This is a genomic window from Vibrio sp. C8 (assembly GCF_054051265.1).
The window spans coordinates 446919-468437 of sequence record NZ_JBPAOE010000011.1 but is presented as its reverse complement, the minus strand read 5'-3'; the positions used below and the strand labels follow the sequence as shown (position 1 = coordinate 468437).

The window sequence follows — 21519 nt, the reverse complement described above, 5'->3', positions numbered from 1 at the left end:
GGTGGTCATTGACCACCGTTTGTACTTCAACAACTTCTATTTGTTGTTCATCACTCTGCTATTTCGTATCTACCACTCGTTCGATTGCCAACATCGGAATTTGCTCGGTTTCATCGGATCCAAAAGCAACAAAACCTTCGCTTGCATTCTCAAGCATCAAGCTTAAAACACCTTGCTTACGAGCCATTTCAACAAGTTCTGTCACGTCTAACTCAACCCACTGTTTCTTGTCTTTGTCACTAATGCTTAATGCCTGATTGATTGGCAATGCCGTGCCATCAACATCATTCCATGTAACGTAACTTTCATGCCAGTCGGTATTTTCCAGTTTAAATAAGTTGATGACTTGCTCTGTCGCGCCGCTAAAGTCACGGACATGAAGTTTCAACGTCGCTTTCTTAACTGGCGTATTCGTTAATCGTTCTAGGTTGAACTTAAGCAGTGATTTTGAAGTCTTGGTAGCGTTAGCATGTTGCGATTCTTTGTCGGTTATTTGACCAACATACAAATCCCAGCGAGAAACGATATCGAAGTTTTCATCTGCATAACGACCGCCCTGAACTTCCGTATCCGCTTCAGCCAGAAGGTCAAATTCACTTTGACTCGCTAACACTTTCTGTTGCTGTACTAACATTGAATGACGAGGAGTGTTATCAATCTTCTCATCCCAAGCAAACGCCAGTGTTTTTCCAGTTTCCGCCTCACCACCCGGTGTCAAAACTGAATGTGTTACATTGCCATACTTAGCAGATACCAGCGTCAGCTCAAGCGGTGCAAAACTTTGACCTGGAGTGGACACGCTCAATATCGGCTTTTCACCGCTTTCATCAAGGATAAGCACACTTGGAAGGTTAACTTTAACTACTGTTCCCTCACCCAGTTCCACCTCTCCGGATTGGTGGAAAACAATCCCCGTGACATTAAGGCCTTTATGTGCAACCGCTTGAAGTTTCTCATTGTTTGCGAGAACCGATACCGGAATGTCCGAAGCATAAACCGCGACTTGTTCAGCTTTTGCTCCCGGAACAATAATGTATTGATAGTTTTGATTTTCAGGCTTGGAACCATGACTGATCGACAAAGCAAACACTTCTTTACTTACGGATTCCGGCTTATTTGCAGTGCGAATCGAGTTCCAATCACCAGTTTGTGTCTGATTGGAAAGCTTACCATGCCAGTTTTCAGGGAACACATAACCTACGTTGTCGTGGTGAACCCATTTAGTGTCAGTAAGCGCACGTTGCCCATGTTCAATCGTCTTGCCATCAACCGTGACCTGCCCGTTAAGCAGAACTTGGTTAACGGATGTATTGACGTTTTCATTGTTGATTGAATAGATACCTGCGCCAAGTGCAACCACTTCATCCGAGAAGCTAAACCAAGCTTTCTTGGCTTTTGTTCTTCCTTTCCCTTCACCATACTTGTAGAAATTTGGTTGAGTTGAATGCGCCGTTTCTGCATGGCGTATGTTGATATCCATATCCATTACGGTAACGCCAAACTTGCCGTTAGACACGCCACCAACAAATGACACATCCGGCTGCATGATGCGTCCCCAATCTGCGGCTTGTCCGACGTATTCAGGTGCAGTAACACCCGGTACAAGTGTCCAGTCCCAAACAGGGAAAATGTTGTGATACTCGTTACCACGTTGCAACAGGAAGGTACTGCCGAATCCTAGCCAGAATCCTTTCAAGTTTTCGCCATTCCCCGCTTCGGCAGGTTCAACACGTTGCGAGTTCATACCGATACTGAACATATGCCCGTCGGCAGATTTCACTGAATAGTCACTGCGCCAGAAGTGCTTAAAACCATTCAAGCCTGAACCTGCATCTCCGAACTCATGGTGTTTAAAATGTTGCGCATCTTGAGCGCGTTCTGGAGCCCATTTAGCAACTAAATCCATGGGTGTATTTTCAGGAAATCCTCTTGTAGCTTCACCCATATATTCCGTTGCTTTTACACGACTAATACCTCGACTCATCGTATTGTAGTCCCACTGACCATGACGTTTCGACCAACGCTGCCCATCCATCATATACGACACGAGAATCTCTGTTTTGTCTGCCGCAAACTGCCATGGTAAGCCATCTACGAAACTTGCCCATTTTGCTGCCGCATCAAACCACACAGGGCCGTAACCAGACGTATAAAGCTGTGGTCCGTGCTGATGGAAGGAGTAGTCGTGTTGAATCCCCTCTGCCGTGCTCACCGCAATAGTGTCTTCAATATCTGAAATAGCTTTGCCGACCATTTCGGCATCTCCGGTGAGTAAACCTCTGTTTAACACCGCCAAAGCAATATCTGTTCGGTTCGCCGCTTTCGGAATCGGGCTGTTAGGGTTATTTGGTGAGTAATTTGGAGTGTCAGGCAAATAGCGAGCAATGCGTTCTAATAGAGCGCTATCAAAAGCATCTTTAGCCATCACCGCACTGTAACCTATGCGTTTTGGAATACCGATATCGTGCCACCACCAGTTCCAGCTTTTCGGATCTGCATCTAACCAATATGTAAGTGCATTACTCACCGCTTTACCCAATTCCGGTGTCGGATTCTTATTGTATTGTGCAGCCAATATTACTAATCGATCCAAATGCAAGCTCGGCTTCCAGCTCGGCTTTTCAACTTGTTGATAATTAATATCTGCCCATGAGCCCTGCTCGGAAATCGAAGCCAGATATTCATCACTCAATTCAGCCAGAGTCTTGCCCTGCTTCTTTGCTGAAGCTTCTGAGCTTGCCACGAAATCAGGAATGACCCTTTTCTTCAAAACTTCAAAGTCTTGAACGTTGGCTTTTCTTTCCTTGTGCTCGGATACATCGTTTTGAGTCACGTGGGTAGCACCATTAGAATTGTTTTGAGCCTCTAAGGTAGGAGTACTCTCTTTACAACCAATCACCGCCATTAATGAAATGGCTAAAAGTGAATATTTGAAAGTTTTCACGTTTTATCCTTATTTATTAACCAGTTGACAAACTGGAATGCAGCATAAAAAGAAAGCTAAACCGTACGTTATTGACTCTTTGATTTTCTGAGACTGATGATAAAAATCATCTAAATGTTCATTGAATAACTGCGAAGCATATTCAATCGAAATGAATTGCTGCAAAGTTAATCATGTTGGAGTGACTTGATTGTGAGAAATGAGGTTTCTTAGCTCACACCCTTTGTGAATAATGAGTGCAAGAAAGCCCTTAATGAACATAAACTTATATAGCTTATTTTCTAATCGACCAATTATTTGGATTTCCACGGAGCCTGTTATGAAATCACTCGGCGCTTTGTTGCTCCTTCTACCGCTGCTCGTTGCCTGTACCGCTGACGAAAGTCCTCAAGCTCTCGGGACATTAGAACGAGACAGAGTTACTTTTTCGGCGACCAGCAACGAGATCATCAGGGAGCTTCCTGTAAAGGAAGGCAGTCAAGTTACAACTGGCGACGTATTGGTTAGATTGGATACCACCAGCCAACAAGCAATGCTTGCACAAGCGATTGCACAACAAGCAAAAGCAAAGGCTTATCTGACCAAGTTGACTAATGGTGAACGCCCAGAAGATATCGCCGTAGCGCAAGCTAAAGTCACCTTAGCAACAGCAAAATTGACCGAAGCAAACAAAAACTATCGCCGCAAAGCAGAATTGGTGTCGAAAAATCTCATCAGTGAATCTGAAAAAGACACCGCTCTGTCTGCCAGAGATTCAACCAGAGCCGAACTAGACTCAGCGAAAGAAGAGTTTGCAAAACTCACCGCAGGTACTCGCTTAGAAGACATTGAGCAGGCAAAAGCTGAACTTGATGCAGCGGTTGCTAACACGGCAGTGCAACAACAGAAGCTCGATGAGCTGACCATTATATCGACCCGTGATGGTGTACTTGATAATCTGCCTTACAACTTAGGAGAACGTGTTTCTGTCGGCAGTATTGTTGCTGTCGTACAAGCCAATAATTCCCCCTATGCTCGCGTATACGTACCAGAACCTTATCGAGTTAAGCTGACTCAAGGCACACAGTTACAAGTGCATGTGGATGGTGTAGAACAAACTTACCAAGGCACTGTGCGCTGGATAGCGAATGAACCTTCATTTACACCTTACTACGCGCTGACAGAAAATGAACGAGCGCGTTTAATGTATCTAGCAGAAATTGATTTATCCGATGATGCGCAAAACTTGCCATCAGGCATTCCCGCTCAAGTAGATTTACCCTAGGAGCGATGATGACTGAATACGCAATTCACGCTGAGCAAGTCGTTAAAAAATTTGGTGATTTTACGGCAATAGAAGGCATCAATCTAAGCGTTCCTAAAGGCAGTATATATGGCTTTTTGGGCCCCAATGGTTGCGGAAAATCCACCACCATCCGAGTGCTCACCGGCTTGCTTAGCCCGACTTCTGGTTCTGTTAATGTTTTGGGCTTAGAGATCCCAAGACAATCAGAACAATTGCGTTTGAAAATTGGTTATATGACGCAAAAATTTTCTCTCTACGACGAACTCACCGTTGAGGAAAATTTGCAGTTTATGGGGCAGATTTTTGGTATGAACCGAAAAGCGCTCACACAGCGAACCAACGAACAACTGAAAACTTACGGCTTAGATGAGCGCAGAAAACAGCGTGTATCAAGTATGAGTGGCGGACAAAAACAGCGTCTCGCTCTCGCAGCAGCCACTATGCACAATCCTGAGCTGCTGTTTCTTGATGAACCGACCTCTGCAGTTGATCCTGAAAACCGCCGCGAGTTCTGGGAACAGCTATTTGATCTCTCCTCTCAAGGAACAACCATTCTTGTCACTACCCATTACATGGATGAAGCGGAACGTTGTCATAGGCTTGCGATTATGGAGTCGGGTGAAATTCGCGCTGATGACGAGCCGGAAAAGCTCATGCAGCAAATGGGCGTAAATATTGTTGAAGTAAAAGCACCAAATCTGCGCAAACTCAAAGAATCGTTAACATCATATCCGCAAGTTCGCTCTGCGGCGCAACTTGGTGTTCGATTGCGTGTACTTATTCATCGCGAAGTCACCAACCCAATCGAGTGGCTAAAAACAATCGAACCGAATTTAGCCACCGCTGAGCTGACGATTGCACGCCCTAGCTTAGAAGATGTGTTTGTCTCAGTGACAGGGAAAGGCCGCCAATGAATAGTCTGTTTCGAATGAAAGCAGTAATGATCAAGGAACTGCGCCAGTTATCCCGTGACCGTATCACGTTTGGCATGGTGGTCATGATTCCTCTGATTCAGTTGCTGTTATTTGGGTTTGCCATTAATACAGATGTTCGCAACATCCCCGTAGCTGTCGTCGACCAAAGTCAGAGCGCATTTGGACGCTTGCTTACGGAATCAATCAAAGCGACACAAGTGGTCACTGTAACTAAGCAGTACACAACCGCCAAACATGCAGAGCAAGCCATTGAACAAGGAGAAGTTCGTGCGGCTTTGATCTTGCCAAAAGACTTACTTCAACGTCTGCAGCAAGGCCGAGAATTGGGACAGTGGCTGGTTGATGGTTCGGACACCATTATCGCAGGATCTATCTTGGGTCTTAGAGCCATGCCTCTCACTGATTTTGATTTCAAAATCAAACCCGCAAACACGCCCACATTTGAGGTTACTTTGCTTTATAACCCGAGTCGCCGCTCGGCTGTCAATATTGTACCCGGGCTTTTAGGCATCATATTGACCATGACAATGATCCTCTTTACCAGCGCTGCAATCGTTCGAGAAAGAGAACGAGGGAATTTGGAGCTACTGATCACAACGCCGATACACCCTATCGAACTGATGGTTGCGAAAATTGTTCCGTATATCTTTGTTGGGCTGATTCAGGTATTCATCATTCTCGGCTTAGGGCACTACATTTTTGCAGTGCCAATTAACGGTGATATCAGCCAAATTTTATTTGGTACCTTGTTGTTTATTTCCGCAAGCTTAACTCTCGGTTTGATGATTTCAACGCTAGCAAATACTCAACTTCAAGCCATGCAGATGACGGTGTTTATCCTCCTGCCTTCCATTTTGCTTTCGGGTTTTATGTTTCCATATGAGGGGATGCCCATCGCGGCGCAATGGATATCCGAAGTATTACCCGCGACGCACTTTATGCGTCTGATTCGCGGTATTGTGCTAAGAGGAGCTGATTTGGCCGATCTTTGGAAAGATACGTTATGGTTAGCGGGATTTACTGTGCTGGGTTTGATTGTCGCATCTTTGCGATTCAAAAAATCCTTAGATTAGCGCCAATAATTATGTTGTGAGAATCTGTCGCAACTCATAATTGAATGACGCTTGCATAGTGTCTCAAACAACTTTGTGAACGATTACGCATTAGAAAAAATATGGGAGGATCTGCGTTGACTAAAAAATAAGCAGATCCTAACTTTTTTAATGGTCACATCGTTTACGGAGGTCAAAATGAAACGCGCGAGTAACAGCTACCGATTGCAACTCATCAAAGAAGTGGCAATCAGAACACAAGCATCCAACGCCGATCCTACTGACCCAATGGCTTGCCATATACGAGCAATCATGTCCGAACAATGTAATTCTGAACCTTTTAAAGATGTGAACAGCAAATTTAGCGGAGCACACTTTGACACTCACGCTGGTGGCTGGGTCAGTGATCTTTGGTCTCTAAAATAGACCAAATCATTATTACATCGTCCTAAAACAAGGATTGTTGCGGGCTCTCAGATTCGGGAGCCCCTTCGTTTAAGACTTTGTTTTGCGCCATTTTTCTGCGATAACGTTGTCTGCACAGTTTGATGACGTGAACTTGCTGCGCTGGAGTCATTTCCAGCCAACCAAACCTTTCTTCACGCTTACGCATGCAGCCTCGGCAATACCCTTTCTCGTCCATTGAGCAAACACCAATACAAGGACTGGGCACAGTAAAAAATTCAAGCTGCTCCATGAGTATTCCTTCTGTCCGGTGATTGATTCATCAAGCCTTATCTTAAGTCTCAACGAGGTTACTTCTAGCTTGTGTTTACAGTTATAAGTATAGAAAAGGGAACTTTCAATCAACAAATTCTAGCCAATCTGAGTGATTCAGCGATTCCTGCGCAAGTTTGCCCGATTCAGGTGCATTAAAGTGGTGAACAAAGTGATTTTGATCACCTAATCTTCATCCTATCAATAAAATTCGTCGATCATTATCACACAAGATATTTCTCTCACTGTTCAACTTCAATTTAATGGCCTAAATTTCATCGAAACGTTTCGATGAACTGTTTTTTTACCGTTACAGCGATAAAAACACTTTGTTCCAAAGACAAAACATTTGCGAATACAAAGGTAAAACAATGAAAAAAAGCGCCCTACTGAACTCTGAACTTTCTTATTTGACTGCAACTCTTGGTCACACCGATGAAATCACTATTTGTGATGCGGGCTTGCCTATTCCAGAAGAAACGCTTCGTATCGACTTAGCACTAACGCATGGTATTCCAAGCTTCCTAGACACGGTTCGAGTAATCCTGTCTGAGTCTCAAATTGAAGGTGTCGTAATGGCCAGTGAGTTTTCTCAGGTTAGCCCAGAGCTTCACGCTGCTTTGCTTCAAGAACTCAAAGACGAAGAGTCACGCTGTGGCAAAACCATCCATATTGCTTACGTGTCGCACGAAGAGTTCAAAGTACGCACTCAAGATAGCCGTGCGGTTATCAGAACGGGCGAATGTACCCCGTACGCAAACGTCATTTTCCAAGCTGGTGTGGTTTTTTAATTCCATCTCCCACTCAACAATTGAGGAAAGAGCATGACTCAACCAATTTTAGCGCTAAGCAACATTGATAAAGCCTTCCCGGGGGTTAAAGCGCTCGACCAAGCAGGTCTGAATGTCTATCCCGGCCGTGTCATGGCGCTTATGGGCGAGAATGGCGCTGGCAAATCAACCTTGATGAAAGTGTTAACAGGCATCTACACCAAAGATGCCGGCGACATTCAATATCAAGGACAACCTGCGTCGTTTAAAGGACCACGAGATTCTCAACAAGCTGGTATCAGTATTATCCACCAAGAACTTAACCTGATCCCAGAACTGACGATTGCAGAAAACATCTTTCTCGGTCGCGAAAAAACCAGCCCTATGGGCCGCATCCTGTGGAATGAAATGTATCAACAAGCGGACAAGTTACTCGCTCGCCTGAACGTAAAATACAGTTCAAAAACTCAGTTAGGCGCACTGAGTCTTGGCGAACAGCAGATGGTAGAAATCGCCAAAGCGTTATCGTTCGAATCAAAAGTCATCATCATGGATGAACCTACTGATGCGCTTACAGATACTGAAACAGAGTCGTTATTCAAAGTAATCAACGAACTGCGTGAGCAAGGTTGCGGCATTGTCTATATCTCTCACCGTTTGAAAGAGATCTTTGAAATATGTGATGACGTAACGGTACTGCGCGACGGTAAGTTTATCGGCGAGTGCCCTGTTGCTGACATCAACGAAGATGGTCTGATTGAAATGATGGTTGGCCGTAAACTTGAAGAGCAATATCCACGTATCGACGTTAAACACGGCGACACTTGCTTAGAAGTGATTGGTTTAACAGGCTCAGGTGTTCACGACGTAAGCTTTACACTCAAAAAAGGCGAAATCCTTGGTGTTTCTGGCTTAATGGGTGCGGGTCGAACTGAACTAATGAAAGTCATTTATGGCGCGCTACCTTCAGAACGTGGCGTAATTAATTTGGATGGACGCACTATAAACCCAGTCACTCCTCAAGACGGTTTGGCTAACGGTATCGCATACATTTCTGAAGACCGCAAAGGTGACGGTTTGGTATTAGGGCTTTCAGTGAAGGAAAACATGTCTCTTTGCGCTTTGAATAAGCTTTCTAAAGGCATTCAGCTTCAACACAACGATGAAGCCATTGCAGTGGAAGACTTTATCCAGCTCTTCAATATCAAAACACCATCGAGAAATCAGATCATTGGTAATTTGTCTGGTGGTAACCAACAAAAAGTGGCTATCGCTAAAGGTTTAATGACCCGTCCAAAGGTATTGATTCTTGACGAGCCAACTCGCGGTGTCGATGTAGGCGCAAAGAAAGAAATCTATCAGTTAATCAATAAGTTCAAAGCAGAAGGCATGAGTATCATTTTGGTGTCTTCAGAAATGCCAGAAGTCTTGGGTATGAGTGACCGCATCATTGTAATGCACGAAGGTCGAATCAGCGGCGAGTTTTCAGCTAAAGACGCCAACCAAGAAAATCTATTAGCGTGTGCCGTAGGCAAAACGGTGAACGAGGAAGCAGCATGAGTACTAACACTATGAATAAAACAAATTCTGTCAGCGAAAAGAAGTTGCTGAGTAAAGAATGGCTGATCGAACAGAAATCACTTATCGCTTTGCTGTTTCTGATCGTGGTTGTCTCTTTTTTAAACCCAAACTTTTTTACCATGGATAACCTGATGAATATTCTTCGTCAGACATCGGTAAATGCAATCATCGCCGTAGGTATGACGTTAGTTATTCTGACTGGCGGTATCGACCTGAGTGTCGGTTCGGTACTTGCTCTTTGTGGTGCTTTTGCCGCAAGCCTTATTGCCATTGAAGTTCCGGTATTAATTGCGGTACCAACAGCACTTATCGCAGGTGCTGCACTAGGGGCCATCAGTGGTTTCGTGATTGCCAAAGGTAAGGTTCAGGCGTTTATCGCAACCCTAGTTACCATGACTTTGCTACGTGGTGTGACCATGGTTTACACCGACGGTCGACCAATCTCTACTGGCTTTACCGATACTGCGGATGCATTTGCATGGTTTGGTACAGGCTACATGCTAGGTATTCCAGTTCCAGTATGGTTGATGGCAATCGTATTTGCCGCAGCTTGGTACCTTCTAAATCACACTCGTTTTGGCCGCTACGTCTATGCGTCAGGCGGTAACGAATCAGCGACACGTCTTTCAGGAATCAACGTAGACAAAGTCAAAATCGGCGTTTACGCAATCTGTGGTCTTCTTGCAGCTCTTGCGGGCATCATCGTGACATCGCGTCTATCGTCTGCGCAACCTACAGCAGGCATGGGCTATGAGCTTGATGCGATTGCAGCGGTTGTACTAGGTGGCACAAGCCTACTGGGCGGTCGCGGTAAGATCATGGGCACACTGATTGGTGCTTTGATTATCGGCTTCCTGAACAACGCACTAAACCTGCTAGATGTGTCTTCTTACTACCAAATGATTGCAAAAGCAGTGGTTATCCTGCTTGCAGTACTTGTAGACAACAAAAACAAATAACCCGTGAAACAACAGACCTAACTTCGGTTAGGTCTCCCCCAGCATAAGGAAATTAAAATGAAAAAATTGGCAACTCTGATTTCAGCTGCACTGTTATCAACCTCTGTTTCTGTCTCTGCATACGCACAAGATACGATGGCAATTGTCGTCTCTACGCTTAACAACCCATTCTTCGTTACGATGAAAGATGGCGCAGAAGCAAAAGCAAAAGAGCTCGGCTATAACATTATCGTTTTAGATTCACAAAACGACCCAAGTAAAGAGCTTTCAAACGTGGAAGATCTTACTGTTCGTGGCGTGAAAGCAATCCTGATCAACCCAACGGATTCAGATGCGGTATCGAACGCAATTCGCATTGCAAACAACGCTAAGATTCCAGTATTGACTCTGGACCGTGGCGCAAGCCGTGGTGACGTAGTGAGCCACATTGCATCTGACAACATTGTTGGCGGCGAAATGGCCGGTCACTTCATCATGGAAAAAGTGGGTGAGAAAGCCAAAGTTATTCAACTAGAAGGTATTGCTGGTACATCTGCTGCTCGTGAGCGTGGTGAAGGCTTTATGAACGCGGTTAAAGGCAGCCAAATGCAACTACTTGCTAGCCAACCAGCGGACTTCGACCGTACTAAAGGTCTGAACGTAATGGAAAACCTACTAGCAGCGAACCCAGATGTTGAAGCGGTATTTGCACAGAACGACGAAATGGCTCTAGGCGCACTTCGCGCAGTTCAGGCTTCTGGTAAAAACGTAATGATTGTTGGTTTTGACGGCACAGACGACGGTATTGCTGCGGTAGAACGTGGCAAACTGGCAGCAACGGTTGCTCAACAACCAGATATGATCGGTGCGTTAGGTGTAGAAACAGCTGACAAAGTACTGAAAGGCGAAAAAGTGGAAGAGTACATCCCAGTTCCACTAAAAGTTATCACCAAGTAATTGCGTATCAATACTTAATTGCTAATCACACCCTCTCCTAACGGGGAGGGTGAAAAAAAGACAGCTTTAATGTTTTAAACTTTAACGTGTTAAGTAAATATAGACTTTAAACCTCTCTTTTTTATTCCTAAAACACTGAGGACTTCTTCTATGAATAAGTTGGTGGTATTCGGTAGTGTCAATGCAGACCACGTTCTTCAAGTACCGACTTTTCCTCGCCCAGGCGAAACACTTCACGGCCGCAATTACCAAGTTATCCCAGGTGGCAAAGGCGCAAACCAAGCTGTAGCGGCAGCTCGTTTGAAAGCCGATGTCGGTTTTATTGCTTGTGTGGGTGATGACTCGTTTGGCATTAATATTCGCGAAAGCTTTAAAGTCGATGGCATCAACGTATCAGGGGTCAAGCTACAACCAAACTGCCCTACTGGTATCGCGATGATTCAGGTCTCTGACAGCGGCGAAAACAGCATCTGTATTTCTGCCGAAGCGAATGCAAAGCTCACCGCAGAAGCCATTGAGCCGCATCTTGACCAAATACGTAATGCACAATACTTCCTTGCTCAACTTGAAACACCGCTGGACGGTATTATCCAAGCCGTTCAAGTGGCAAAAAATGCTCAAACTCAGGTGATATTAAACCCTGCCCCTGCGCGTGAATTGCCAGATGAACTGCTTTGCTGCGTCGACATCATTACCCCAAACGAAACTGAAGCTGAAGTGCTGACAGGCATTACCGTCTCTGACGATGAATCAGCACAAAAAGCGGCGGATGTCCTTCACAATAAAGGGATAGAAACAGTCATGATTACTCTCGGTGCCAAAGGCGTTTGGTTGAGTCAGAACGGTAAAGGCGTCATTATTCCGGGATTCAGAGTAAAGGCGACCGACACAACCGCAGCTGGCGATACCTTTAACGGCGCTTTTGTTACTGGCTTGTTAGAAGAAATGCCTTTAGAATCAGCGATTAAATTTGCACATGCCGCCGCAGCGATTTCTGTTACTCGTTTTGGCGCGCAAACCTCTATTCCACAACGCTCTGAGGTTGATGCATTCTTAGCTGAACAAAAGTAAAGGATACTAATGACATGGCAACAATGAAGGATTTAGCAAAACTCGCCGGTGTTTCAACATCGACTGTTAGCCATGTAATCAACAAAACCCGTTTCGTAAGCGATGAGATTGCGGAACGGGTTAACAAAGCCGCTCAAGAACTCAACTACGCTCCTTCCGCTCTAGCTCGCAGCCTTAAAATGAACCGCACCAAAACCATAGGTATGTTGATGACAACATCAACCAACCCATTCTTTGGTGAAGTTGTCAAAGGTGTCGAACGTAACTGTTACCAACAAGGTTATAACTTGATTCTGTGTAATACAGAAGGCGATCACGAGCGCATGAAAGCCTCAATTAATACCCTGCTGCAAAAACGCGTCGATGGCATTATTTTGATGTGTTCTACATTGGTTGGGGAACGTATTGATGAGTTCGAACGCTACCCAGATATCCCTGTTGTGGTAATGGACTGGGGCCCGATGTTATTTTCCAGCGATAAGATTCAGGATAACTCTCTGCTTGGTGGCTATATGGCTACTAAACATCTGATTGAAAGTGGTCATAAAGAGATCGGCTGTATTACTGGGCCTTTGAATCATCATCAGGCACAGATGCGTTATGAAGGCTACAAGCGAGCACTGCGTGAAGCGCATTTGGAAATACACCCTGAATGGGTCATGGAGTCGAACTTTGAATGCCAAGGGGGCTACGACACGTTTATCAAGCTGATAAAGTCAAACTCGTTGCCAAGTGCTCTCTTTGTGAGTAACGACATGATGGCAATGGGTGTGATTAACGCAGCAAATGAAAACAACCTCTCAATTCCGGACGACATCTCCATCATAGGCTACGATGATATCCACATTGCCAAATTCATGTCTCCGTCGCTAACCACCATTCACCAGCCTAAATACCGCTTAGGTAAAGCGGCTGTTGATACACTGCTTAAAAAAATTAATAAGCTGAGCAATGAGCCTGAGATTATTCAACTTGAACCAACACTTATCGTTCGTAAAAGTGTTAAGCAACTTTAGGAATTGTCTTACACGCGGCAATTAACAACCCAACAATATTTATACATTTCAATAAGTAACAAGCAGATTGATGTGATTTCAGACTCAATCTATGACCTCATGCTGACAAAAACAGTGTTTTATTGACTATACTGAGCGGAATTTCCACATTCGGAGTGAATCATATGAAGCTGATTTCTAAATCGCTACTTGCAGCGGTAACGCTACCTGTAATTTTAACGGCTTGTCAAAGTACTGGTGATGAAGTGCAAATTACGGCTCAAGACCTACAACACCACAACTGGGAACTTACTCAAGTTGATGGTAAAGACGTAGTGAAGAATGAACGCTTAAGAACTCCTAACCTAGAAATTGGCGAAAAGATGATTGCCAATGGTAACGCTGGCTGCAACAACTTTTTCGGCCAAGCGGAAGTGAAAGATAACAAGTTCCGTATTGAGAAAATGGGCAAAACCATGAAAATGTGTATCGGTGACATCATGGATACCGAACAAGCGGTTTCTCAAACGCTACAAGATTGGAGCGATATGACGCTAACTAAAGATTCATTGGTACTGAAAAACGATGTCCACACACTGACATTCAAACTTAGCGACCATATGAACTAAGCGTTTATAAACACATAAGCGAATCATAAAAAATAGCAGCCAATGGCTGCTATTTTTGTTTCCGGCTTAAACGCACATCTAAACGTCCGTTAGCTAAACACTTTAACTAAAAACCAAGGCTTTCAGTGCTGATTCAGAATTGATATCTGCGAACTCCGGCGGGTTATCGAGACGATACTGGAAGCTCAAATCTGGAGCTTCAGCTTTCATTCCGTCAATCAGAAAATCACTGCTTACCATTGGCGAGTTAACGCAAGCCAACACTTCCCCACCTTCAGTCAATAGTTCAGGAAGACGACGAAGAATTCTTTGGTAATCTTTAGTCAACGCAAAGCTGCCTTTCTGGAAAGAAGGCGGGTCAATAACGATTAGATCATAAGGTCCAGCTTTTTTGATTTTCCCCCACGATTTAAAGATATCGTGTCCTAGGAAACTCACTTTACTTAGGTTGTGATCATTAATCAGATGGTTTTCACGTCCTTTCGACAAAGAACCTTTTGCCATATCGACATTGACGACTTTATCGGCACCACCAGCTATCGCTGCAACGGAAAATCCACAGGTGTAAGCAAACAAGTTAAGTACGTTCTTATGTTTGGCGTGTTCTCTCACCCAGTCTCGGCCTAAACGCATATCGAGGAACAAGCCAAAGTTTTGGTTTCTGCCAATATCAAGCTGATACTTCAAACCACTTTCAACCACAACAGGTCTTGAATTCAACTCTCCCCAAATTACTTGGGAAGGTGCTCCATCTGCGTAACGGTGTTGAAGCAAAATGCAGCTGCCGTTTCGCTGTTGCCATAAGGATGATTGCGATAACGCTTGCAAACCTTGTTCGAGTGCTTGAAGAAACTCTTCTTCCACTTCTTTGAACAAGTTTACAACCAGTTGTCCCTGTAGCCAGTCACAAGTAATTTGCTCCAAACCCTCCCAACGTTGACCTCGACCATGAAACAGTCGACGAACTTCATCAGGGGCTTGTGTGAGCTGAGCATTAAGCTCTTCAAAAAAAACGGGTAAAGCTGAAAGTTGCATAATATTACTTTTTCACTGTTGGCCAGTTAAGTGACCAAGGTTGTAACCATAATTCGATGTTTTGACTAACCACTTCGCTGTTCCATTTCTGCCCAAGGTACTCTTTTCCTCTAGGGTCACATAGAAACTGAAAGGTTTCGCCAGCATAAATAAACTTAAGAGCAAAGGCGTGTAAATACCCACGGTCAGCTTCATTGGAAGCGTTATAAATGGGGTCGCCTACGATTGCTGAACCAATCGATTTAAGCGCCACACGAATCTGATGCGTTTTCCCTGTATGAGGCTTACACAAAAACAATCTCTCGCTTGGCTCTGCTGAGGCTGAGAAAAATTGGGTCACCGCCGGATTCTGCTGAGTCGTAAGCAGTTTCCAAGAAGCGCGACGAGAACGCTCCATATCACCACTGATCAGGCCTTGCTTTTTCTTTGGCTTCTTACTGCCAAGAGCTAAATAGAATTTTTCAACATCACGATGAGCAAAGGCTTGAGAAAGTTCACTTGCTGCTTGAGCATTACGCGCAAGCAATAATATGCCTGACGTCATCTTATCGAGTCGATGAACTAAATAAAGCTGAGAATCACCGCTGACTTTGCCAACTTCTTGCAACAGCATGGTATCGCCATCATCTTTGTGTACCGAAACATTCGGATGCTTATTGATGACGATAAAATCAGAGTGAGTAAATAGAATATCGAACATGATGCCCCTCAATAATGGACGGCCATTATACTCAACTGAGACTAAAGGTCAGTAAAACATTATGTTGCCGCCTTCAGATAGACATAAAAGGATAGAGATAAAACAAAGGCCGCTTAAAGCGGCCTTATCAAATTAATCATCTGCATGATGCGTACAGCTAATTAAGCGAAGAACACTAGCAGCATCAGTACCGGACATACGAAACGTACGTAAGTCGGCCAAATTTTCCAGAACCAACTACTCTCAATTTCTGGGTAGCCTTGCTTCAGTTCATTCAATACTTGGTTGCGGTTCCAAATCCAACCTGCAAGAAGCGTAATCAGCAGTGCAATGATTGGCTGTGAGTACACTGTCGTGAATTGAATCACCAAACCGAACAGGCTTGAGAAGTTCATAACAATCACACCAGAGGCAATCGTTACCAAACCACCAATCCAAAGTACTGCAGTATTACGGTTCTGTTTTAGCTCTTCCGTTGCACAAGAAACCGGAACTTCTAGCATTGAAATCGATGACGTCAGCGCTGCAATGATCATCAGTAAGAAGAACACCAAACCAACGATTGCACCAACAGAGCCCATGGTATCGAACATGGCTGGAAGTACAGTGAACACAAGTGTATCCGAGTTCAAAAGATCGCCAGATTCAGAGAAGATTTCAACACCGTGATTTTTAGCAACAAACATAGCAGGCAGAATCACTAGACCTGCGATAAATGCAACGCCAGTATCGATCAAAGCCACTTGAGCCGCAGTCTTTGGAATGTTGGTATCTTTCTTCAGGTATGAACCGTAAGTGGTCATTACACACACACCTAAAGATAGTGAGAAGAACGCTTGCCCCATCGCACCCACAATTAAAGAAGGCGTGAAATGAGAAAAATCAGGGATAAGGTACATCTTCAGGCCTTCCATCGAGCCTTCTTGAGTAAAGATGTAAACCGTTAGCAGAGCGAACAGAGCAAACAATACTGGCATCAAACGGGTTGACCATTTTTCGATACCATCTGCTACCCCGCTACGCACAACATACATGGTGATCGCCATGAATGACACCATCAGTACTAGGTTGCGTTCAGTACCAAAACTGGTGAGCCAATGTGCCGCGCTGTCCATCCCAAGCAGAGTTAAGCCGCTGCCAAAGAACGAGCCAATCAACCAGCCTGCAACGATCGCGTAGAAAGCCAGAATCAAAGACACCACGGTTAAGCCAACAACACCAAGCAAAATAGCGCCAGCTTTACCCTTAGGCCAAACAGATTTAAACGAACTGATTGAGTTCGACTGACCATAACGGCCAATGGTGAGCTCTGCTACTAACATTGGAAATGCAAGTAGGAAAACCATAAGCAGATAAACAAAAAGAAATACCGCGCCACCATTACTTGCAGCCTGAGTGGGGAAACCCCAAACGTTTCCTAATCCTACAGCAGAACCTGCCGCTGCCATGATGAAGCCAAATCGAGAGGTAAACTGCCCTCTAGAACTACTTGCCATAATTTTTATACCGATGTGTGTGTTTGCATTATAAGTTTGTCGATAGCTATATTTGCGTGTAAATTTAATTTTACACAAACAAAAACATCAATAGATATCGAAGTGGTGGCAAGTAAAACAGTTTGAGACTAAAATTGGAAGCCCGAACAGACTAATTTATGGCATTCACATCTATTTAATAGATTAAATGATGCTTTTTTAGTCTTTTTGTAAGAATTTATTCCTACATTATCTGCACAACAAAAAGCATCCATCTGCATATCTTTTACATTCATTTACGCTAAATTCTTTCTTCACATATGCTTTCGACTTAATATCACCATTAGGTATTTTAGATATAAGTGACTCATGGATAAGGTTTATCATTTCTTAACACTTGCAGGCATCGCGCTCTACTGGTTCCTTGTGGCGGGTGTCACCATACGTGTGGTACTTAAACGCAATGCCGTTAGTGTCTCTCTGGCCTGGCTGATGGTCATTTATATCCTGCCGATACTGGGTGTGATTTGCTATTTCCTTTTCGGTGAACTGAATCTAGGACGAAAGCGCGCAGACAGAGCGAAAGAGATGTTCACTCCCTTTGGTGAATGGTTTAAGTCCTTAAATGCGTGTCAGGCACACATGCCTGAAGCCATGGGTGCACACATTTCTAAGATTGATGAACTTTGTAATTACCGAATGGGCATCCCTGCTTTATCGGGAAACACCTTGTCACTGTTGAATTCACCCAACGAGATCCTTCATTCCATCATTGAGGATATCGAACAAGCAAAGTCCACAATACGAATCGTTTTCTACATTTGGCATCCGGGTGGATTAGCCGACTCCGTTGCATCCGCACTCATTCAGGCAGCGAAACGCGGTGTTGATGTCAAAGTACTTTTAGATTCCGCTGGTAGTCCTCGTTTTTTCCGCAGTCATTGGGAAAAGATGATGCGTGATGCGGGCATTGAACTGATTCAAGCTCTGGAAGTGAGCCCGTGGCGTATATTCCTGCGTCGTCTCGATCTTCGCCAACATCGAAAAATCATCGTTATTGATAACAATGTAGCTTATACCGGTTCGATGAATATGGTTGACCCAGCCTATTTCAAACAAGATTCTGGTGTCGGTCAGTGGATTGATATTATGGTTCGGGTAACAGGTCCGACGGTAAACGTGCTTTCTGCCATTCATTGCTGGGATTGGGAGGTTGAAACCGGAATACGTGAACTTCCGCCACAACCAGAATGCCAAATTAACCCGCTTCTACCTCAACATCCTGTGCAGGTTGTTCCTTCCGGCCCAGGGATGCCTGAGAATTTGATATCTCAGGTGTTAACCTTAGCCATCAATCAGGCAAACGAGTCTGTGTGCATTACGACACCTTATTTCGTGCCAAGTGCCGACCTGCTATCAACCCTGAAAATGACGGCACAACGTGGAATTAAGGTCGACTTAATCATTCCGATGAAGAATGACTCCTTGATGGTTCAATGGGCATCTCGATCTTTTTACGGTGAACTATTGGAAGCCGGTGTCACCATCCATAAGTTTTATGGCGGTCTATTGCACACAAAATCCGTCGTGATTGACAGGAAATTCTGTTTAGTCGGAACCGTTAATCTGGATATGCGCAGCTTATGGCTCAACTTCGAGGTAACACTGGCAGTAGATGACCAAGAGTTCACAGAAGAAATGTACTGGCTGCAACAAGGCTACATGGAACAATCTCAACAAGTGGAGTACGAAAACTGGGAAAAGCGTCCCCTTGGACATCGGTTCCTTGAACGAGTGTTCTACCTGTTTAACCCACTTCTTTGATCTTTTTGCCTTTGCAGGGTTGCATTTAAACATGTCTCCATGTTTTAAATAGTCAAACGATGCATTTAACAAGGACAAACCATGGCAGAAGGAAAAAAAACTACGCTTGTAACCGCTGGTCGCAATAAGAAATGGACCAATGGCGTAGTTAACCCGCCCGTTCAACGAGCTTCAACAATTGTGTTTAATAGCGTTGCGGAAAAAAATCACGCAACAGTAAACCGCGCTAACAAAACTCTGTTTTACGGACGCCGTGGCACAACAACACATTTCGCTTTTCAGGAAGCAATGAACGAGGTTGAAGGCGGTGCCGGCTGTGCCCTCTACCCTTGTGGTACAGCCGCGATAAGCAATACTATTTTGTCATTTGTTGAAACAGGCGACCATATTCTTATGGTGGATACCTGTTACGAACCTACACGCGATTTCTGCGAAAAAATCCTTGCCAAGCTAGGCGTAGAAACGACCTATTTCGATCCAATGATTGGCGAAGATATTCGTACGCTCATCCAACCAAACACTAAAATGCTGTTCTTAGAATCTCCAGGGTCTATCACCATGGAAGTTCAGGATGTTCCATTGTTATCAAGTATCGCTCACGAACAAGACATTATTGTCGTATTGGATAACACATGGGGCGCAGGTGTGAACTTCTCACCATTCGATCATGGTGTCGATATCTCTGTTCAAGCAGCGACTAAATACATCGTTGGTCACTCAGATGTGATGTTAGGTACAGCGGTTTGCGTTGAAAAATATTGGCCTCAGCTGCGCGAGCAAAGTTATCTGATGGGACAATGCGTATCGCCAGACGATGCATATCTAGGTTTGAGGGGGCTACGCACTCTTGATGTTCGTCTGCGCCAACATGCTGAAAGCAGCATTAAAGTCGCTCAGTGGCTTGCAGAACGACCAGAAGTGGATCATGTTCGCCATCCGGGTTTACCTTCTTGTCCCGGTCATGAAATTTTTAAACGTGATTTCACTGGCGGCAATGGACTATTTTCATTCGTGCTGAAAACAAGTTGCCCTAAAGCGACCACCGCTCTACTCGATGGAATGAAACACTTTAGTATGGGTTATTCATGGGGTGGTTTTGAAAGCCTGATTTTAGCTAATGAGCCAAACAGCTTTAACAGCCTGCGCACGGTAGCACATCCTCAATTCGAAGGTACTTTGATTCGTATCCATATTGGTCTGGAAGATGTGAACGATTTGATTGCAGATTTAGAAGCGGGGTTAGCTCGCTACAACTCTGTTATTTTGGAACAAGCAGTTACCGCCTAGCACTAACCATTACCCAAAAAGCAAGAAAGAAAAATGCAAAAGAGCACTTGAGTGCTCTTTTTTATTGCTACTGACTATTACTGTAACACTCTGTCTACAGCTTATTTTCTAGGGCAATGCTCAAGGTGATCATTCACCATGCCAACGGCTTGCATGAGAGAGTAACAGATGGTTTCGCCGACAAATTTAAAGCCTCGCTTTTTAAGAAACTTACTCATGGCTTTTGACTCTTCTGTCAAAACGGGTACTTGGCTCATATCCTGCCAATGGTTGACTTTAGGTTGACCATCGACGAACTGCCATAGCGCTTTATCTAACGAGCCAAACTCATTCTGAAGTTCAATCGCGGCACGGGCGTTAGAAAACACAGACGCTATTTTCCCTTTGTGCTTAACCACATCATAATGCTCGATAATCTTTTGAACGTGCGATTCATCGTACTTCGCTAACTGGTTAATATCGTAATTCTCAAACGCTTGGCGATAGCCTTCTCGCTTTTTCAGAATCGTTATCCAACTTAAGCCAGCCTGTGCACCTTCTAGAGTGATAAATTCGAACAACTTAACGTCATCATGCACAGGAACACCCCATTCTGCGTCATGATACTCTCGCTCTAGAGGATTCTTCATCGCCCAAGCACACGTGTTATCTGCCTTATCTGACATGCAATTGTCCCTTGTTATTCCGCTCAATGGGTGGATTATAACTTATTGAATTCTCGATTCACTTTAAATGCGTCAGAAGTGACATACGCCTCCATATTGCGTACACGTTTTTCAACTCTAGTTAGATCTTCATTCAACGTGTTGAGCAGTGCTCCTAGTGTTTGACCTTGCTCCCACGGCTTACTTTTCAACGTGTGTTCGCGTTGTGATTTGACGCTTTGCTCGTATTGATAAGGCTGCTTCTCTAGCATCAACATTAATGCTAGGTAAGCTAATACAATCAAAAAGCCGCCACCCAATAGCCCTGCAGAGATAACCAGTATGCGAACAATCCACACCTCTAAGCCAAAATAGTTCGCCAGACCGGCGCACACGCCACCTATCTTGCCATTTACGGGGTCACGATATAATTCTCGGCTAGTCATAGTTACGTCTCCAATTTGGAGATTCCGCGTCCAGAATCCGCTCAAGTGTTTCTACTCGTGACTGCAAGCCACTCGCTTTTTCCGAAAGCTGCTGCAGCGTTTCATAGTCTTCTGAAGAAAGTCCGCTGCCCACTTTTCGTTTGCTGCGATAGTGTAGAAGCAGCCACAGTGGAGCAACGAAAATCAAAAAGACAATGAGTGGTCCAGCAAAAAATACAGAGGTCATAGCCTACT

At 44.4% G+C, this 21519-nt stretch carries 21 protein-coding genes; 13 read left to right on the top strand and 8 right to left on the bottom strand.

What is annotated here, in order from left to right; genetic code table 11:
- Positions 1-58: 58 nt before the first annotated feature.
- The gene (locus tag ACRQQK_RS08170; RefSeq protein ID WP_457510843.1) at positions 59-2944 is read right to left on the bottom strand and encodes a polysaccharide lyase family 8 super-sandwich domain-containing protein; all 2886 of its coding nucleotides are present in this window, start codon (positions 2942-2944) and stop codon (positions 59-61) included.
- A gap of 319 nt (positions 2945-3263) precedes the next feature.
- Here ACRQQK_RS08170 and ACRQQK_RS08165 point away from each other — a divergent pair, with 319 nt between their 5' ends.
- The 4 genes from ACRQQK_RS08165 (at position 3264) to ACRQQK_RS08150 (ending at position 6642) form a co-directional block, all read left to right on the top strand.
- Positions 3264-4208: an HlyD family secretion protein gene (locus ACRQQK_RS08165; RefSeq protein WP_457510841.1), complete on the top strand. Its 945-nt coding sequence runs from the start codon at positions 3264-3266 to the stop codon at positions 4206-4208.
- A gap of 8 nt (positions 4209-4216) precedes the next feature.
- Positions 4217-5143, top strand: coding sequence for an ATP-binding cassette domain-containing protein (locus ACRQQK_RS08160; RefSeq protein ID WP_457510839.1), 927 nt, complete (start codon positions 4217-4219; stop codon positions 5141-5143).
- Positions 5140-6237 (top strand): ABC transporter permease, encoded by a 1098-nt coding sequence (locus ACRQQK_RS08155; protein ID WP_457510837.1) that lies wholly within the window; start codon positions 5140-5142, stop codon positions 6235-6237. The genes ACRQQK_RS08160 and ACRQQK_RS08155 overlap by 4 nt, the downstream gene beginning before the upstream one ends.
- A 177-nt stretch (positions 6238-6414) precedes the next feature.
- A complete protein-coding gene (locus tag ACRQQK_RS08150) occupies positions 6415-6642 on the top strand; it encodes a hypothetical protein (RefSeq protein WP_457510835.1) in 228 nt (75 codons plus the stop codon).
- Positions 6643-6664: 22 nt separating this feature from the next.
- On the opposite strand, the gene ACRQQK_RS08145 is transcribed toward ACRQQK_RS08150, so the two are convergent.
- Complete coding sequence (locus tag ACRQQK_RS08145; RefSeq protein ID WP_457510833.1) at positions 6665-6913, bottom strand: DUF1289 domain-containing protein; 249 nt, start codon at positions 6911-6913, stop codon at positions 6665-6667.
- Between the two features lie 391 nt (positions 6914-7304).
- Here ACRQQK_RS08145 and rbsD point away from each other — a divergent pair, with 391 nt between their 5' ends.
- The 7 genes from rbsD (at position 7305) to ACRQQK_RS08110 (ending at position 13874) form a co-directional block, all read left to right on the top strand.
- Positions 7305-7724: a D-ribose pyranase gene (rbsD, locus tag ACRQQK_RS08140; RefSeq protein WP_457510831.1), complete on the top strand. Its 420-nt coding sequence runs from the start codon at positions 7305-7307 to the stop codon at positions 7722-7724.
- A gap of 33 nt (positions 7725-7757) precedes the next feature.
- The gene (gene rbsA, locus ACRQQK_RS08135) at positions 7758-9263 is read left to right on the top strand and encodes a ribose ABC transporter ATP-binding protein RbsA (RefSeq protein ID WP_457510829.1); all 1506 of its coding nucleotides are present in this window, start codon (positions 7758-7760) and stop codon (positions 9261-9263) included.
- Entirely contained in the window at positions 9260-10243 is a 984-nt protein-coding gene (gene rbsC, locus ACRQQK_RS08130) for a ribose ABC transporter permease (RefSeq protein ID WP_042482126.1), read from the top strand. The genes rbsA and rbsC overlap by 4 nt, the downstream gene beginning before the upstream one ends.
- A 57-nt stretch (positions 10244-10300) precedes the next feature.
- Complete coding sequence (rbsB, locus tag ACRQQK_RS08125) at positions 10301-11179, top strand: ribose ABC transporter substrate-binding protein RbsB (protein WP_102941729.1); 879 nt, start codon at positions 10301-10303, stop codon at positions 11177-11179.
- Positions 11180-11329: 150 nt separating this feature from the next.
- A complete protein-coding gene (gene rbsK / locus ACRQQK_RS08120; protein ID WP_457510827.1) occupies positions 11330-12250 on the top strand; it encodes a ribokinase in 921 nt (306 codons plus the stop codon).
- A gap of 14 nt (positions 12251-12264) precedes the next feature.
- Positions 12265-13266, top strand: a complete 1002-nt coding sequence (locus ACRQQK_RS08115) for a substrate-binding domain-containing protein (protein WP_457510825.1) — start codon at positions 12265-12267, stop codon at positions 13264-13266.
- A gap of 164 nt (positions 13267-13430) precedes the next feature.
- Positions 13431-13874 (top strand): META domain-containing protein, encoded by a 444-nt coding sequence (locus ACRQQK_RS08110; RefSeq protein WP_042482118.1) that lies wholly within the window; start codon positions 13431-13433, stop codon positions 13872-13874.
- 102 nt (positions 13875-13976) lie between these two features.
- Here the strand turns inward: ACRQQK_RS08110 and ACRQQK_RS08105 are convergent, their stop codons facing one another.
- The 3 genes from ACRQQK_RS08105 to ACRQQK_RS08095 all read right to left on the bottom strand — a co-directional run bounded on the left by ACRQQK_RS08105 (position 13977) and on the right by ACRQQK_RS08095 (position 17105).
- A complete protein-coding gene (locus tag ACRQQK_RS08105; RefSeq protein ID WP_457510823.1) occupies positions 13977-14909 on the bottom strand; it encodes a class I SAM-dependent methyltransferase in 933 nt (310 codons plus the stop codon).
- 4 nt (positions 14910-14913) lie between these two features.
- Positions 14914-15609: a TIGR01621 family pseudouridine synthase gene (locus ACRQQK_RS08100; RefSeq protein ID WP_457510821.1), complete on the bottom strand. Its 696-nt coding sequence runs from the start codon at positions 15607-15609 to the stop codon at positions 14914-14916.
- A gap of 161 nt (positions 15610-15770) precedes the next feature.
- Positions 15771-17105: a sodium-dependent transporter gene (locus ACRQQK_RS08095; protein ID WP_337163589.1), complete on the bottom strand. Its 1335-nt coding sequence runs from the start codon at positions 17103-17105 to the stop codon at positions 15771-15773.
- 348 nt (positions 17106-17453) lie between these two features.
- On the opposite strand from ACRQQK_RS08095, the gene cls reads away from it, so the two are divergent.
- Entirely contained in the window at positions 17454-18908 is a 1455-nt protein-coding gene (cls, locus tag ACRQQK_RS08090; RefSeq protein ID WP_457510819.1) for a cardiolipin synthase, read from the top strand.
- An 81-nt stretch (positions 18909-18989) separates the two neighbouring features.
- Positions 18990-20195: a cystathionine beta-lyase gene (locus ACRQQK_RS08085; RefSeq protein WP_457510817.1), complete on the top strand. Its 1206-nt coding sequence runs from the start codon at positions 18990-18992 to the stop codon at positions 20193-20195.
- A 101-nt stretch (positions 20196-20296) separates the two neighbouring features.
- Here ACRQQK_RS08085 and ACRQQK_RS08080 read toward each other — a convergent pair whose 3' ends face one another.
- Genes ACRQQK_RS08080 through pspB form a run of 3 tightly spaced genes read right to left on the bottom strand, consistent with a single transcriptional unit; the run spans position 20297 to position 21511 of the window.
- Positions 20297-20860, bottom strand: a complete 564-nt coding sequence (locus tag ACRQQK_RS08080) for a DNA-3-methyladenine glycosylase I (RefSeq protein ID WP_457510815.1) — start codon at positions 20858-20860, stop codon at positions 20297-20299.
- Positions 20861-20895: 35 nt separating this feature from the next.
- Positions 20896-21285 (bottom strand): envelope stress response membrane protein PspC, encoded by a 390-nt coding sequence (gene pspC, locus ACRQQK_RS08075; protein WP_457510814.1) that lies wholly within the window; start codon positions 21283-21285, stop codon positions 20896-20898.
- Positions 21278-21511 (bottom strand): envelope stress response membrane protein PspB, encoded by a 234-nt coding sequence (pspB, locus tag ACRQQK_RS08070; RefSeq protein ID WP_102941718.1) that lies wholly within the window; start codon positions 21509-21511, stop codon positions 21278-21280. The genes pspC and pspB overlap by 8 nt, the downstream gene beginning before the upstream one ends.
- Positions 21512-21519 lie beyond the last annotated feature (8 nt).